The 16,604-nt window shown below is 63.5% G+C and carries 12 protein-coding genes; 8 read left to right on the top strand and 4 right to left on the bottom strand.

From position 1 onward, the window contains the following. Positions 1 to 53 precede the first annotated feature (53 nt). The 3 genes from Q0949_RS10230 to Q0949_RS10240 form a co-directional block, all read right to left on the bottom strand. Positions 54 to 1,319 (bottom strand): ABC transporter permease subunit, encoded by a 1,266-nt coding sequence (locus tag Q0949_RS10230; protein WP_299371265.1) that lies wholly within the window; start codon positions 1,317 to 1,319, stop codon positions 54 to 56. Further along, complete coding sequence (locus tag Q0949_RS10235) at positions 1,316 to 2,122, bottom strand: ABC transporter ATP-binding protein (protein ID WP_299371268.1); 807 nt, start codon at positions 2,120 to 2,122, stop codon at positions 1,316 to 1,318. Before Q0949_RS10235 ends, Q0949_RS10230 begins: the two co-directional genes overlap by 4 nt. A 113-nt stretch (positions 2,123 to 2,235) precedes the next feature. Then, positions 2,236 to 3,243: an ABC transporter substrate-binding protein gene (locus Q0949_RS10240; RefSeq protein WP_299371271.1), complete on the bottom strand. Its 1,008-nt coding sequence runs from the start codon at positions 3,241 to 3,243 to the stop codon at positions 2,236 to 2,238. A gap of 395 nt (positions 3,244 to 3,638) precedes the next feature. Between Q0949_RS10240 and Q0949_RS10245 the strand changes: the two genes are divergently transcribed. The 8 genes from Q0949_RS10245 to Q0949_RS10280 all read left to right on the top strand — a co-directional run bounded on the left by Q0949_RS10245 (position 3,639) and on the right by Q0949_RS10280 (position 14,361). After that, positions 3,639 to 5,033, top strand: coding sequence for an aminotransferase class III-fold pyridoxal phosphate-dependent enzyme (locus Q0949_RS10245; protein ID WP_299371274.1), 1,395 nt, complete (start codon positions 3,639 to 3,641; stop codon positions 5,031 to 5,033). Positions 5,034 to 5,289: 256 nt separating this feature from the next. Beyond that, entirely contained in the window at positions 5,290 to 6,747 is a 1,458-nt protein-coding gene (locus tag Q0949_RS10250; protein ID WP_299371276.1) for a PLP-dependent aminotransferase family protein, read from the top strand. A 120-nt stretch (positions 6,748 to 6,867) separates the two neighbouring features. Beyond that, positions 6,868 to 8,646: a sulfoacetaldehyde acetyltransferase gene (gene xsc, locus Q0949_RS10255; protein ID WP_299371279.1), complete on the top strand. Its 1,779-nt coding sequence runs from the start codon at positions 6,868 to 6,870 to the stop codon at positions 8,644 to 8,646. A gap of 37 nt (positions 8,647 to 8,683) precedes the next feature. After that, entirely contained in the window at positions 8,684 to 9,697 is a 1,014-nt protein-coding gene (pta, locus tag Q0949_RS10260) for a phosphate acetyltransferase (protein WP_299371282.1), read from the top strand. Next, a complete protein-coding gene (locus tag Q0949_RS10265) occupies positions 9,694 to 12,510 on the top strand; it encodes a molybdopterin oxidoreductase family protein (protein ID WP_299371285.1) in 2,817 nt (938 codons plus the stop codon). The genes pta and Q0949_RS10265 overlap by 4 nt, the downstream gene beginning before the upstream one ends. After that, a complete protein-coding gene (locus Q0949_RS10270) occupies positions 12,507 to 12,716 on the top strand; it encodes a hypothetical protein (RefSeq protein WP_299371288.1) in 210 nt (69 codons plus the stop codon). Before Q0949_RS10265 ends, Q0949_RS10270 begins: the two co-directional genes overlap by 4 nt. Then, positions 12,713 to 13,489, top strand: coding sequence for a 4Fe-4S dicluster domain-containing protein (locus Q0949_RS10275; RefSeq protein WP_299371290.1), 777 nt, complete (start codon positions 12,713 to 12,715; stop codon positions 13,487 to 13,489). The genes Q0949_RS10270 and Q0949_RS10275 overlap by 4 nt, the downstream gene beginning before the upstream one ends. Next, the gene (locus Q0949_RS10280; protein WP_299371293.1) at positions 13,489 to 14,361 is read left to right on the top strand and encodes a DmsC/YnfH family molybdoenzyme membrane anchor subunit; all 873 of its coding nucleotides are present in this window, start codon (positions 13,489 to 13,491) and stop codon (positions 14,359 to 14,361) included. Before Q0949_RS10275 ends, Q0949_RS10280 begins: the two co-directional genes overlap by 1 nt. Positions 14,362 to 14,373: 12 nt before the next feature. Here the strand turns inward: Q0949_RS10280 and Q0949_RS10285 are convergent, their stop codons facing one another. After that, a complete protein-coding gene (locus Q0949_RS10285; protein WP_299371296.1) occupies positions 14,374 to 16,401 on the bottom strand; it encodes an NADPH-dependent 2,4-dienoyl-CoA reductase in 2,028 nt (675 codons plus the stop codon). Positions 16,402 to 16,604 lie beyond the last annotated feature (203 nt).

A 16,604-nucleotide genomic window follows, 5' to 3' on the forward strand; every position in this document is an offset into this window, starting at 1 on the left:
GCCTGCAAAGGCTTCAAAAGGTCCACCGGACCTTGCGCCGGGCTAGGCCCGGATCAGCCTTTGCCCTTCCACGGCACCAGGATCCGCTCGGCCCAGCGCATCAGCATGTCGATGCCGAACCCGATGATGCCGATCAGGATGATGCCCATGATCACGATATCCGTGTTCTGGAACTTGGACGCGACCATGATCATCATGCCCGCCCCCTGCTCGGCGGCCACCAGTTCCGCGGCCACAACCGTGCCCCAGCACACCCCCATCGCAACCCGCGCGCCGGTAAAGATCTCGGGCAACGAGTTGGGCACGATCACATGGCGCATGATCTGCGCCTTGGACGCGCCCAGACTGTAGGCCGCATGTACCTTGGAGATCTTGACCCCCGACACACCCGACCGCGCCGCAATTGCCATGATCCAGAGCGCCGCAAGGAACAGCAGGATGATCTTGCCCGTCTCCCCGATACCGGCCCAGATGATCACCAACGGGATCAGCGCCAAAGGCGGCACCGGACGCATGAATTCCACGATCGGATCAAACCAGCCCCGGAACCAGTTCGACAGCCCCATGGCATAGCCCAGCGGAATGCCCACAAGCGCCCCAAAGAAGAACCCGACCACAACCCGGAACAGCGAATAGCCCAGATGCTCCCACAAGGTGGACCCACGGAACCCCTCGCTCGCAATTTCGCCGATCCGCTTGACCACGGCCTCGGGCGCGGGCAGCCAGATGGGCTCCATCTGCCAGCCCTTGTCGGGCTGAATGTTCGGCGTGCCCTTGTCGGAAATCGTCACCGTGGCAAAGCCCACATCGACGGTGTCGCCGGGCTGCACTTTGGATCCATTGATCTCGATCACCGCGGCCCCGTCACCGCGGCCCAGCTCGTCATTGCGGTCCACCCGCAACAGGCCCGACCGCCACATGCCGATGGCCACACTGTCATCCTTGGCCCAGCCGTCACCGGGGGCCACTTCGGGCGCTTCGGTGGGTGTGTCGATGGGGTGCACCACAACCGTGACCGTCGCCGTGTCCCGCTCGTTCCCGGCCTGCGCGGTGTATTCAAACGTGCCCGTCCCCTCGAACGGACCCGGCGCATGCAGGAACTTGGGCAACAGGGCCGACCCGGTGAACATCCCCCACAACAGGAAAATGGTCAGGATGGAAATCACACTCGCCGCCCGGTTGGGCGTCACGGCGCTTTCATCCCCGAATGTCACCGTTTTGAGCGACCCGTAGTCGGCAATCGCCGACCGCTGCGCGATCTTGGTGACAACGAAAAAGGCGATCACAAAGATCGCGACGTAAATCAGAAACGGGATCATGTCGCTGCCTCCGTACGGCCCATAATTTCTTCTTCCATATCCCAGATCATGCCCAGGATCTCTTCGCGGCGCTCGGCGAACTCGGGGTGCTTCTTGACCTCGCGCAGATCGGCATCAACGCCCATCTCGGCAAAGGGCAGGCGGTATTCCTTGTGAATGCGCCCCGGTCGCGGGGCCATGACCAAAAGCCGCTCACCCAGCAACAACGCCTCTTCAACCGAGTGGGTGATCAGGATGATCGTCTTGCCCGTCTCTTTCCACAGCTTCAGAACAAGGCTCTGCATCTTTTCGCGGGTCAGCGCATCCAGCGCGCCCAACGGTTCGTCCATCAGGATCACGTCCGGGTCATTGGCCAGACAGCGGGCCAAGGCCACACGTTGCTGCATCCCGCCCGACAGCTCGTAAACCGCCTTTTCCTTGAAATCCTGCAAACCGACCACATCCAGCAGGTGATCCACGATCTCCGCCTTGTCGGTCTTGGGCATGCCCTTCATCGAGGGGCCAAAGCCCACATTCTCGCGCACGCTCATCCATTCAAACAGCGCGCCCTGCTGGAACACCATGCCACGTTCGGCATCGGGTCCGTTGATCTCGTGACCGTTCAAAATCATCTTGCCGTCGGTCGGGGCCAAAAAGCCTGCAACGATATTCAAAAGGGTCGTCTTGCCGCAGCCCGACGGGCCAAGCACGCTCAGCAACTCACCGGCCTTGAGGTCCAGCGACACGTCTTGCAAGGCCTGGACATGCCCACCATTGGGCAGATCAAAGCGCATGGAAATACTTTGAATTGATAATCCGGACATAGGTTCCCACCTGTGGCTTGGGTGTCGAAACACCCGGTAGGGCGGGGTTTACCCCACCTCGGTATGAAAAAGGGCCCGCGCGCACACGGCACGCGAGCCCCTTTCCGATGATCTTACTTCGCTGCTGCGAGGGGCGCTGTGTTCACAGTGCCTTCATAGCTGTCGAGCGCGCTGTCGATGGACCCCGCGTTCACGAACACGTCCGCCACACCTTTCATAAAGGTCGGTGCCGTCCCGCCGAGCCATGCTTCGCTCAGCTGTTCGTCGATTGTGGGGAACTTGAATGTCGCCAGCGTCGCGGCTGTCGCATCTTCGTCCATGCCGGCGTCCTTGGCGATCACGGGCAGCATTTTCGCGTGGTTGGCCTCATCGGCCCACATTGCGTTGGCTGCGGCTGTGACGGACAGGAACTGGCTCAGCAGCTCGCCTTCTTCGGCGATAAAGTTCGCAGGCGCTGTTGTGGCGTCAAACACCAGAATGCCCAGCTCTTCTTTTTCCGCGCCGGTCAGCAGCACGTTGCCGGACTCTTTCATGCGACGCAGCGCGCCACCCCAGCCACAGGCCATGTCGACAGACCCCTGTGCCAGTGCGGCCGCACCTTCGGCAGGCGCCATGTCAACAACGTCCAGCGATGCCAGATCCACGCCAAAGTGGTTCATCTGGCTCAGGAAGCCATAGTGCGCGGCTGTGCCCAGCGGCACGGCCACTTTCTTGCCAGCCAGCTCGCCCGCGGACTCCTTGTCGATCTCCAGACCGGAGGCCACGACGCAGTTGTCGTTCTCGGAATAGGACACGGCCACATCAACGATCTGGATGTCCTGACCGGCGGATGCCGCAACCACGAAGGGCGGCACACCTTGGGAGACCGAGATCTGGACGTCGCCGGACGCCATCGCCGCGGACATCGCGGTGCCGGTGTCAAAGCTCACCCAGTTGATCTTGGTGCCGCCCATGGCTTCTTCGTACATGCCGGTTTCTTTGGCAAACTGGAACGGCATCGGCCATTCGAGGAAATAGGCAACAGTGATTTCGCCGCCGTGACCCGCGGCAACGGCACCCTGGGCACCGGCCAGCATCGCCGTGGCTGCAACCGCACCCATAAGCTTGGTCTTGAATGTCATTGGTCTTTACTCCCGTGTTTCATGCAGGCGTTTTTGCTGCACGTTTCGATAAAGTTGGGCGGTGGTCCGCCTCTGTGGCCACGCAGAACGCGCGGCGCTGGCATGATCCGAGCCCATAAATTCCGCAGGATCAACGTAAAATAACAGACAGGGCGGCCTTTCCGGTCACCTGAACTGCTGTTTTGAGAATCCCAAAACTCCGCCAGAGGCTTGAAAACAAGGGAAATTGGCGTGCATGCCGGTGGCCGGTCTGTAGGGCCCGTAGGAATCTGGCAGTACTTATGGTATTAATCTGGCCCTATTGTCGTGACCAGATTCTCAGCGATTGTACATGGCAGCGGGCGAAGTGCGCCCTTATTTCATTGGGTCTCCCCCACCTCGAAAGGTCAAACACCATGGACGGAACGTTCAACGAAAACGACATTAGCCGTGTTGTCGAAGCAGATCGCGCAAATGTTTGGCACCATCTGATCCAGCACCAGCAATTCTTTACCGGTGCTGACCCGAAAATCATCGTCGAAGGCAAAGGCCTGCGCGTGTGGGACCAGAAAGGCATCGAACATATCGACGCCGTGTCGGGCGGTGTGTGGACCGTCAACGTGGGCTATGGCCGCGAAAGCATGGGCGACGCCGTGCGCGACGCTATCGTCAAGATGAACTTCTTTGGCGGCACCGTCGGCACGATCCCCGGCGCGCTCTTTGCCGAAAAACTGGTCTCGAAAATGCCCGGGCTCGATCGCGTCTACTATGCCAACTCCGGCTCCGAGGCGAACGAGAAGGCGTTCAAGCTGGTCCGCCAGATCGCGCACAAACGCTACGGCGGCAAAAAGCACAAGATCCTCTACCGTGACCGCGATTACCACGGCTCCACCCTCGCGACGATGTCCGCAGGCGGCCAGGACGAGCGCAACGCGCAATACGGCCCCTTTGCCCCCGGCTTTGTCCGCGTGCCCCACTGCCTGGAATACCGCAAGCACGAACAGGACGGCGCGCCCGAACAGAACTACGGCGAATGGGCCGCCAATCAGATCGAAGAGGTCATCCTACGCGAAGGCCCCGACACCGTCGGCGCGCTCTGCCTTGAACCCGTGACCGCAGGTGGCGGCGTGATCGAGGCACCCGACGGCTACTGGCCGCGCGTCGCAGAGATCTGCAAGAAATACGACATCCTGCTGCATATCGACGAGGTCGTCTGCGGCGTGGGCCGGACCGGCACATGGTTCGGATACCAGCACTATGGCATCCAGCCCGACATGGTCACGATGGCCAAGGGCGTTGCCTCGGGCTATGCCGCGATCTCCTGCCTCGTCACCACGAACGAAGTCTTCGACATGTTCAAGGACGATGCTACGGACCACCTCAACTACTTCCGCGACATCTCGACCTTTGGCGGCTGTACCGCAGGGCCCGCCGCCGCAATCGAGAACATGCGCATCATCGAGGACGAGGACCTGCTCGGCAACACCGTGGCCATGGGCGACTATATGCTCGACCAGCTGCGCGCGCTTCAGGATCGGCATGCAGTGATCGGCGATGTGCGCGGCAAGGGGCTGTTCCTCGGCGCCGAACTGGTCGCAGACCGCCACACCCGTGAACCTGCAGAGGAAAAGATGGTGCAGGCCGTCGTCGGCAACTGCATGAAGCAGGCGGTGATCATCGGTGCAACCAACCGGTCCCTGCCCGGCCGCAACAACACGCTGTGCTTCTCGCCCGCGCTGATCGCGACCAAGGACGACATCGACCAGATCGTGGGCGCCGTCGACACGGCCCTGACGGACGTGTTCGGCTGACGCACAACCGGCACCACAGCATCCAGACGCAAAAGGCGGGGCATGTCCCCGCCTTTTTCACGTCCACACGTCACCTCGGGCGATTCGACGTGGTAACCCGCGACAAATGCGCCAATGCGTCATTTTTTGAAACTTTTCGTCTCATTTTTATTGCGTCCATGGCAGAATCGATCTATTGTTAGGGTAGAGGCGCGGTGTTTTCACCCCAATTTACATCCAGATTGATTCTGCGATAAGTCCAGTTTACTGTCGCGCCATGGCCCTGCCCGTCGAAACATTCTTCCTTTCACCCAACCACCGGGGCACCCTGCAAAGTCAGGTGCACCAGATGATTGCACATGGCATCCTGTCCGGACGCTTTGGCAAGGGCGAGAAACTGCCCTCGACGCGAAAACTGGCCTCCCATCTGGGCATCAGCCGCATCACCGTCACGCTGGCCTATACCGAACTTGTCGCCTCGGACTACCTGACCGCGCGCGGGCGTTCGGGATATTACGTGTCCCACAATGCGCCCGTCCCGCCGATGTTCCAGCCACAGAACGAACAGGGCGACAGCATCGACTGGTCCCGCGCCATCGGCCAGCGCTTTTCGGGGGGGATGACGCTCAACAAACCGCAGGACTGGGCCCGCTTCAAATACCCGTTCATCTACGGCCAGACCGACCCCCAGCTCTTTGACCATGCCAATTGGCGGCAATGCGCGCTTCAGGCGCTGGGACAGCGCGATTTTTCCGCCCTGACCTCGGACTATTTCGATCAGGACGACCCGCAACTGATCGAGTTCATCCAGCGCAACACCCTGCCCCGGCGCGGCATCGCGGCACGCTCGGATCAGATCCTGATCACGCTCGGCGCACAGAACGCGCTGTGGCTCGCCGCTCAGGTGCTGTTGACCCAGCGGCGCACCGCCGCGTTCGAGGATCCCTGCTATCCCGCGCTGCGCGAAATTCTGACGCAATCCCGGTGCCATATGGCGCCGGTGCGGGTGGACCGTGACGGGTTGCCGCCCGATGCAATCCCCCCGGAAACAGACGTGATTTTCACCACGCCCAGCCACCAGTGCCCGACCACAGCGACCATGCCCATGGCCCGCCGCCAGGCCCTGCTGGACCGCGCCCGCGACCTTGATGCGCTGATCGTCGAGGACGACTACGAATTCGAGATGTCCTTTCTCGAACCCCCGTCGCCCGCGCTCAAGTCGATGGATGTGGACGGGCGGGTGATCTACGTGGGCAGCTTTTCCAAGTCACTGTTTCCGGGCCTGCGGCTGGGCTATCTGGTGGGGTCCGAACCCTTTGTGCGCGAGGCCCGCGCGCTGCGCACCTCGGTGCTGCGTCACCCGCCCGGCCACATCCAGCGCACCGCCGCCTATTTCCTGTCCATGGGCCATTACGACGCCCAGATCCGCAAGATGGGCGCGGCCCTGCACACCCGTCGCACCGCCATGCAGGACGCCATCGAAGACACCGGCCTCGACATCGCGGGCATCGGCGCGTTCGGGGGGTCGTCCTTCTGGATGCGCGCGCCGGACGGCACCGACACGGGCGAGCTCGCCGACACGCTGCGCGCGGACGGGGTGCTGATCGAACCGGGGCACGCCTTCTTTGCCGGCGACGACCAGCCGCGCATGTATTACCGCCTCGGATACTCGTCCATCGACGCCCACAAGATCCGGCCGGGGATCGCCCTGATCGGGCAAAGCCTTGGTTTATAATCTGGTCTTAAACGGACAATTCATCTGGCCCTAACCCGACAGCGGCCATCACTCTACCTTGCTTGGCAATCTATCCGGGCGCGATTCGACGCCCCCTTTTTTTATTTGGAGAGCGCCGCCATGAAGATGACGACAGAAGAAGCCTTTGTAAAAACACTGCAAATGCACGGGATCGACAACGCATTCGGGATCATCGGGTCCGCGATGATGCCCATCTCCGACATCTTCCCCGACGCCGGGATCAAGTTCTGGGACTGCGCCCACGAGACATCCGGCGGCATGATGGCCGACGGCTACACCCGCGCCACCGGCAAAATGTGCATGATGATCGCGCAAAACGGCCCCGGCATCACCAACTTCGTCACGGCTGTGAAAACCGCCTACTGGAACCACACGCCGGTCCTGCTGGTCACACCCCAGGCCGCGAACAAGACCATCGGTCAGGGCGGTTTCCAGGAAATGGAGCAGATGAACCTCTTTGCCGACTGCGTCGCCTATCAGGAAGAGGTCCGCGACCCGTCCCGCATCGCCGAAACCCTGAACCGCGTGATCATGCAAGCCAAACGCGCCTCCGCCCCGGCCCAGATCAACATCCCCCGCGATTTCTGGACACAAGTGATCGACATCGAATTGCCCGTCATCGTCGACTTCGAACTGCCCCAGGGTGGCGAGACCGCCGTGGCCGAAGCCGCCAAGATGCTGAGCGAGGCGAAATTCCCCGTCATCCTGAACGGCGCCGGTGCGGTTCTGTCCAAGGGCGGCATCGAAGCCTCGCGCATTCTGGCCGAGCGTCTCGACGCCCCCGTCTGCGTCGGCTACCAGCACAACGACGCCTTTCCCGGCAACCACCCGCTGTTTGCGGGCCCGCTGGGCTATAACGGCTCCAAGGCCGGGATGCAGCTGATCAGCCAGGCCGACGTGGTCCTGTGCCTCGGCACCCGCCTCAACCCGTTCTCGACCCTGCCCGGCTACGGCATCGACTACTGGCCCACAGACGCCAAGATCATTCAGGTCGACCTCAACCCCGACCGCATCGGCCTGACCAAAAAAGTCACCGTGGGCATCGTCGGCGACGCGGCCAAAGTGGCGCAGGGCATCACCGCCCGGCTCAGCGATGACGCAGGCGACACCAACCGCGCCGAGCGCAAGAACACCATCGCGACCACCAAATCCGCATGGGCGCAGGAACTGACCTCGATGACCGAGGAACAGGACGATCCCGGCACCGACTGGAACGTGCGCGCCCGCGCGGCCAAGCCTGACTGGATGGCCCCCCGCATGGCATGGCGCGCCATTCAGGCCGCCCTGCCGGTCGAGGCGATCATCTCCTCGGACATCGGCAACAACTGCGCCATCGGCAACGCCTACCCGTCCTTCAACGAAAGCCGCAAATACCTGGCCCCCGGCCTCTTTGGCCCCTGCGGCTACGGCCTGCCGTCGATTGTGGGTGCGAAAATCGGCAAGCCCGACGTGCCGGTCGTGGGCTTTGCCGGTGACGGCGCCTTTGGCATCTCCGTCAACGAACTGACGGCCATCGGCCGCGGCGACTGGCCCGCGATCACGCAGATCGTCTTCCGCAACTACCAGTGGGGCGCGGAAAAGCGGAACTCGACCCTGTGGTTTGACGACAACTTTGTCGGCACAGAGCTGGACGAGGATGTCTCCTATGCCGGTATCGCCAACGCCTGTGGCCTCAAGGGCGTCGTGGCCCGCACCCAGGACGAACTGACCGCAGCACTTGATCAGGCGATCAAGGATCAGATGGAAAACGGCATCACCACCCTGATCGAGGCGATGATCAACCAGGAACTGGGCGACCCGTTCCGCCGCGACGCGATGAAGAAACCCGTCAAGGTGGCCGGCATCTCCAAAGACGACATGCGCGCGCAGGTCGTTTGATCCACGTGGGCTGCAACACAAAAACAGGACGGGCCGCATGAGCGTACTGGACACACTCCAGAGCCGCGCGGCGGCCCATCCCGCACATATCGTGCTGAGCGAAGGCGATGATCCCCGGATCGTCGCCGCCGCCATTTCCGCCACGTCCTCCGGGCTGGCCCAGGTTTCTCTGGTCGGTGACACCGCCGCCATCACGGCCGAACTGCGCGCGCAGGGCGCCGCCGACGGGGGCACGTTGCACATCGCGGATCCCGCGACCTCCGACCTCACAGACGGCTTTGCCGACGCCTTCCACCAGCTGCGCCAGCACAAGGGCGTCACGCCGGAAAAGGCCGCCGAGACCGTCCGCGACCGGCTCGTCTTTGCCGCGATGATGGTCCGCGAGGGCCACGCCGACGGCACCGTGGGCGGCGCGGTTGCGACCACCTCCGACACTGTGCGCGCCGCGCTGCAAGTGATCGGCAAGGCCAAGGACGCGGCCCTCGTTTCCAGCTTTTTCCTGATGGTGCTGCCCGACGGGCACCCATCGGGTCGCGACGCCATGATCTTTTCCGACAGCGGCCTCGTCATCGACCCCAGCAGCGAAGACCTCGCCGCCATCGCCGCGCAATCCGCGGCCTCCTACACCGCCCTTCTCGGTGGCACGCCACGGGTCGCGATGCTGTCCTTTTCGACCATGGGCAGCGCGCGCCACCCGAACGTCACCAAGGTCACGGACGCCGCTGCCCTGCTCAAGGAACAGCACCCCCAGATCGCCTCTGATGGCGAGATGCAGTTCGACGCCGCATTCGTCCCCGAGGTCGGCGCCAGCAAGGCCAAGGGATCGGACGTCGCAGGTCGGGCCAACGTGATGATCTTTCCCAACCTCGATGCGGGCAATATCGGGTACAAGATTGCACAACGGGTCGGCGGCTGCGCCGCCATCGGCCCGATTCTTCAGGGTCTCGCCAAACCCGCCAACGACCTCAGCCGTGGCTGTGTCGCCGAGGACGTGGTCAACATGATCGCCGTCACCGCGCTACAGGCCGCCGCAAACCAGGAGACCTCATGAACCAGCCCAAGCTCGATCTGTCGCCCAAGGTCTCTGACGAGGTCCGCAAGACCACCTGTTACATGTGCGCCTGCCGTTGCGGCATCAACGTGCACCTCAAGGACGGTAAAGTCGCCTATATCGAGGGCAACCGCGATCACCCCGTGAACCAGGGCGTGCTCTGCGCCAAGGGCTCCGCCGGGATCATGCAGGTCAACGCGCCCTCCCGTCTGCGCAAGCCGCTCAAGCGCGTGGGCGAACGCGGCGCGGGCGAATTTCAGGAAATCGAGTGGGATGAGGCGCTGCAAATCGCGTGCCAATGGCTCGCGCCCATCCGCAAGAACGACCCCAGCAAGCTCGCCTTCTTCACAGGTCGCGACCAATCCCAATCCTTCACCAGCTTCTTCGCACAGAACTTCGGCACCCCCAACTACGCGGCCCATGGCGGCTTCTGCTCGGTCAACATGGCGGCGGCGGGCATCTACACGATGGGCGGCGCGTTCTGGGAATTTGGCCAACCCGACTGGGACCACACCAAGCTCTTCATGCTGTTCGGCGTCGCCGAAGACCATGACAGCAACCCGATCAAGATGGGCATTGGCAAGATCAAGGCCCGCGGCGCCCGCGTCATCGGCGTGAACCCGATCCGCACCGGCTATAACGCCGTGGCCGACGATTGGGTCGGCATCACGCCCGGTACGGACGGCCTCTTTATCCTGTCGATGGTCCACTGCCTGATGAAGGCGGGCAAGATCGACGTCAATTACCTCGCGCAATACACCAACGCGCCATGCCTTGTGAACGGCGATGAAAAGTCGCCTGAATTTGGCCTGTTGCTGCGCGATGACGACGGCAAAGAACTGGTGATGGACCGCGCCACCGGCAAACTGACGCCCTTCGATCAAAAGGGCGTCAAACCCGACCTCACCGCCACCCACCGCCACGCAGGCATCAGCCACCGCACCGTCATGCAGCACATGGCCGAACGGTATCTATCCGATGAATACACTCCCGAGGCCGTGGCGGACCGTGTCGGCATTTCCGCCAAACGCATCCGCACCATCGCCAACGAAATCGCCCGCGTGGCGTTCGAGGAAGCGTTCGAGCTGAACCACGCGTGGACCGATTTCCGCGGCGAGACGCACCTGACCATGCAAGGCCGCCCGGTGTCGTTCCACTCCATGCGCGGCATCTCCGCCCACGCCAACGGGTTCCAGACCTGCCGCGCCCTGCACGTGCTACAAATCCTGCTGGGCAGTGTCGAAGTCCCCGGCGGCTTCCGCTTCAAACCGCCCTATCCCAAACCGGCCACGGCGCACCCCAAACCGCACTGCAACACGACGCCGGATTGCCCGCTCGACGGCCCGCACCTCGGCTTTGTGCACGGCCCCGACGATCTGGCCCTGAAAGAAGACGGCACACCGGCCCGCATCGACAAGGCGTTCACATGGGAAAATCCCATGAGCGCGCATGGCCTCATGCACATGGTGATCTCGAACGCGCACGCAGGTGATCCCTACAAGATCGACACGCTGTTCATGTATATGGCCAACATGTCGTGGAATTCCTCCATGAACACCCGCGGCGTGATCGACATGCTGACGGACAAGGACGACAACGGCGACTACGTCATCCCCCGCATCATCTATTCGGATGCGTATAGCTCGGAAATGGTCGCCTATGCCGACTTGATCCTGCCCGACACCACGTATCTCGAACGCCACGACTGCATCTCGCTGCTCGACCGCCCCATCTGCGAGGCCGACGCCGCCGCCGACGCCATCCGCTGGCCCGTGATCGAACCTGATCGCGACGTGCGCGGCTTCCAGTCGGTGCTCTGCGAGTTAGGGGCCAAACTCGGCCTGCCCGGCTTCACCAACGAGGACGGCAGCCAGAAATACGCCGACTACGCCGACTACATCGTCAACCACGAACGCAAACCGGGCATCGGCCCGCTCGCAGGCTTCCGCATGGGCGAGGACGGCCTGACCTCGGGCCGCGGCGGTGTGAACGCCAGCCAACTCGACAACTACATTGAAAACGGCGGCTTCTTCGTCGAACACATCCCCGAGGGGGCGAACTATTACAAACCCTGGAACGCCGCCTATCAGGACTGGGCCGTGGGCATGGGCCTCTACGACACACCCCAACCCTACCTCTTCTCGCTCTATGTCGAGCCGATGCGCCGGTTCCAACTGGCCGCCGAAGGCCACGGCGACCGCCAGCCCCCCGATCACCTGCGCGAACGGATCAAGGCCACGATGGACCCGCTGCCCATCTGGTACGACCCCGCGCCCGACAACAAGGTCGACGACTTCCCCATCACCGCGCTCACCCAGCGGCCCATGGCGATGTACCACTCCTGGGGGTCGCAGAACGCATGGCTCCGCCAGCTGCACGGCCACAACCCGCTCTACCTGCCGACCAAGCTGATGCAGGACAACAACCTCACCGATGGCGACTGGGCCCGCGTCACCTCGCCCCACGGAGAGATCACCGTCCCGGTCCTCGAAATGGCCGCGCTCAACGAAAACACGGTCTGGACCTGGAACGCCATCGGCAAGCGCAAGGGCGCTTGGGCGCTCGACGAAAACGCCCCCGAGGCGACACGCGGCTTCCTGCTCAACCACCTGATCCATGAACTGCTCCCGCCCAAGGGCGACGGGCTCCGCTGGGCCAACTCCGACCCGATCACGGGCCAGGCCGCGTGGTTCGACCTCAAGGTCCGCATCGAAAAGGCGGATGCCCCCACCGAGTCGCAACCCGCCATGCAACCGATCAAATCCCCCGTCGGCAAGGGCCCCAAAACCCTCTCCTGGAAGGTCGGCAAATGACCGGGATCCAACGCACCCTCCTTGCCATCGCCGCCTTCGTCGCGGTCGCCGTCGGCTCTTTCATCTACTTCATCGCCAACTGGGACGCGTCCAAGGCCGAACCCATCGGGGCCTTGCGCAACGCATCTCCCTTCCTTTCGCTCGAAATACCTCGGGGTCCGGGGCAGCGCCCCGGTCCTGCCCTCACAACGGGGACAACCGCATGACCACCCTGCCCACCGCCACAACCAAAAAACTCGGCCTCGTCATCGACCTCGATACCTGCGTGGGCTGCCATGCCTGCGTGATCTCGTGCAAAGGCTGGAACACCGAAAACTACGGCGCGCCCCTGTCCGACACGGATGCGTATGGCGGCGACCCGTCGGGCACCTTCCTCAACCGCGTGCACAGTTTCGAGGTCAAGCCGCCGGTGCTCAAGGATCAGCCCGCCCCCGAGGCGCAACTGATCCACTTCCCCAAATCCTGCCTGCATTGCGAGGATGCGCCCTGCGTCACCGTCTGCCCCACGGGCGCCAGCTACAAGCGGGTCGAGGATGGCATCGTGCTGGTCAATGAGTCGGACTGCATCGGCTGCGGGTTGTGCGCCTGGGCCTGCCCCTACGGCGCCCGCGAAATGGACCAGGTCGAAAAGGTGATGAAAAAATGCACCCTCTGCGTCGACCGCATCTACAATGAAAACCTGCCCGAAGAAGACCGCGAACCGGCCTGCGTGCGTACCTGCCCCGCTGGTGCCCGCCACTTCGGTGACTTCGCCGACCCCGATAGCCACGTGTCGAAACTCAGCGCCGAACGCGGCGGTATGGACCTGATGCCCGAACAGGGCACCAAGCCCGTGAACAAATATCTGCCGCCCCGCCCCAAGGACACGCTGTCCGAAGGCGCGGGCGACATCGACATCCTCGCCCCCTATCTCGAACCCGTCGCGCAAGAGGCCAAGGGCTTCCTCGGCTGGCTCGACAAGACGTTGGAGAAACTCTGATGCATCCGGCCCCTTCCGTCATCTTCTTCACCGTGTTCTCGGGCATCGGCTTTGGCCTTCTGACCTTTCTTGGCCTCGGCTTTCCAAACGTCACCGGATGGACGGCATTCGCGTTTTTCGTGATCGCCTATCTCTGTGCCGTTGGCGGGCTGATCTCGTCCACCTTCCACCTCGGCCACCCCGAACGCGCGCTGAAGGCTTTTACCCAGTGGCGCAGCTCGTGGCTCAGCCGCGAGGGGGTCTGCGCCGTCGTGGCCCTCGTGACCATGGCGCTCTATGGCGCGGGGCTGGTGTTCTTTGGCCAGCGCTGGGGCATCCTGGGCCTGATCGGCGCGATCTTCTCGCTGCTGACCGTGTTCACCACCTCGATGATCTACACCCAGCTCAAGACGATACCGCGCTGGAACTCGCCCCTGACGCCCGCCATGTTCCTCAGCTATGCACTGGCAGGCGGCGCGCTATTGGCGGGTCAGGTGACATGGGCCATGGCGCTTTTGGCCGTGGCGGCGGTGGTGCAGGTTCTGCTCTGGGCGCAGGGCGACGGCGCACTGGCCGGGTCGGGCACGACGCTGGCCACCGCGACGGGCCTAGGCGCGGGCGGCAGCGTGCGCGCGTTTGAGCCGCCCCATACCGGCACCAACTATCTGCTGCGTGAATTTGCCTTTGTCGTGGGCCGCAAGCACAGCATGAAGCTGCGGGTGATCGCCATCGTGCTGATGGCCGTTCTGCCCATCGCACTGCTGGCCGCCCCCTTTACTCATGTGGTGGCACTGCTGGCGGTGGTCAGCCACGTGGCCGGCGCGCTGGCCGCGCGCTGGCTCTTCTTTGCCGAGGCCGAACATGTGGTCGGCCTCTATTACGGCAAGCGCTAGGCCGCCTGCGGCCTAAAGCGTCGCGGCCAGCCGCGTGCCTTGGTCGATGGCGCGCTTGGCGTCCAGCTCGGCCGCCACGTCGGCACCGCCGATGATGTGGTGTGCGATGCCTGCCGCCTCCAGCGCATCGGCCAGCGACCGGTCCGGCACCTGCCCGGCGCAAAGGATGATGTCGTCCGCCGCGATCAGCGTCGGGTTCTCGCGCGCATCGCCAAAGGACACGTGCAGCCCCTCCGCGTCGATGCGTTCATAGTTCACGCCGCCCACGAATTCCACGTCCTTCATCTTGAGCGCCGCGCGGTGGATCCATCCGGTGGTCTTGCCCAGCCGCTTGCCGTGTTTCTCCGCCTTGCGTTGCAGCAGCGTGACCGCCCGTGCGGGGGCGTCCGGTTGCGGCCCCTCGGGCGACAGGCCACCGCGATGCTCGGCCGTGTCGGCCACGCCCCATTCCTCCATCCATGCGGGCAGGTTCTCGGTCGGGCTCTGGCCTTCGTGCACGAGGTATTCCGACACGTCGAACCCGATTCCGCCCGCGCCGATCACGGCGACGCGTTTGCCCGGCGTCGCGCGCTTGCGCAGCACGTCGATATAGGAATGCACATTGTCCGCGTCCTGACCGGGGATTTCCGGATCGCGCGGCAGGACGCCGGTGGCGATGATCACCTCGTCAAAGCCCTTGAGCGCATCGACCGTCGCCTCGGTGTTCAGGTGGACGGTGATGCCCATCTCCGCGACCATGGCGCGGTACCAGTCGACAAGGCCCCAGAACTCTTCCTTGCCGGGCACCTGCTTGGCCATGTTGAGCTGGCCGCCGATCTCGTCCGCGCGGTCAAAGATCGTGACCGTATGGCCCCGCTCCGCCGCCGTCAGCGCGGTGGACAGACCCGCAGGCCCCGCGCCAACGATGGCGATGGATTTCGCGGTGTCCGCCGGGGCGACGACCAGTTCTGTTTCATAGCACGCGCGCGGGTTCACGAGGCACGAGCTGATCTTGCCGCCAAAGGTGTGATCCAGACACGCCTGGTTGCAGGCGATGCAGGGCGCGATGTGTGCGGCCTTTTCGTCCATCGCCTTGCGCACGAAATGCGCGTCGGCCAGCATCGGCCGGGCCAGCGACACCATGTCGGCGCAGCCGGTCGACAGCACCTCTTCGGCGACCTCGGGCGTGTTGATGCGGTTCGAGGTGATGACCGGGATGGAAACCTTGCCCATCAGCTTTTTCGTCACCCAGGCAAAGGCTGCGCGCGGGACCGAGGTGGCGATGGTCGGGATGCGCGCCTCGTGCCAGCCGATGCCGGTGTTGATGATTGTGGCGCCCGCTTTCTCGATCTCCTGCGCCAGCTGCACGACCTCCTCAAAGGTTGAGCCGTTGGGCACGAGGTCGATCATCGACAGGCGGTAGATGATGATGAAGTCTGTGCCGACCTCTTCGCGGGTGCGGCGCACCACTTCGATCGGCAGGCGCATCCGGTTCTCGTAGCTGCCGCCCCAGCGGTCGGTGCGCTTGTTGGTGTGGGTGACGAGGAACTGGTTGAGGAAATACCCTTCGGAGCCCATGATCTCGACCCCGTCATAGCCTGCCGCCTTGGCACGGCCTGCGGTGGCGACGATGTCGCTGATCTGTTTCTCGATCCCGTCCTCGTCCAGCTCGGCCGGGGGGAAGGGAGAGATCGGGGATTTGACCGGCGAGGGCGCCACACACATGGGCCCGTACGCATAGCGACCCGCGTGCAGGATCTGCATCGCGATCTTGCCGCCGTTCGCGTGCACCCGTTCGGTCACGATTGCATGGTTGGCGACGTCCTCATCCGTGGTCATCATCGCAGCACCGGGCAACACGGACCCTTCGAGGTTGGGACCGATCCCGCCGGTCACCATCAAGCCCACCTCGCCCCGCGCACGTTCGGCATAGAACTCGGCCACGCGGTTCCAGTCCTTGGTCTCTTCGAGCCCGGTGTGCATGGACCCCATGAGCACCCGGTTCTTGAGCGTGGTGAACCCGAGGTCCAGCGGCGCGAGCATATGTGGATAGGCTGTCATGGGTCCCTCCCGAACGTGATTTCCCTTTGGTGTCAGGTATAGCCCGACGGATGTCACGTGCAACGCGGCGTCATGCCTGTCCCCGCGGGGACAGAATTGTGTGGTTTTGCATCCAAGCCACATGCCCTAGACAGGACCGCAGCATATGGGTTGCGTGATGCGCCCAACCGTTACCACCCATAGAACAGACCGCACGCAGCGGC

The organism is uncultured Tateyamaria sp. (assembly GCF_947487805.1).
Classification (GTDB): Bacteria; Pseudomonadota; Alphaproteobacteria; order Rhodobacterales; family Rhodobacteraceae; genus Tateyamaria.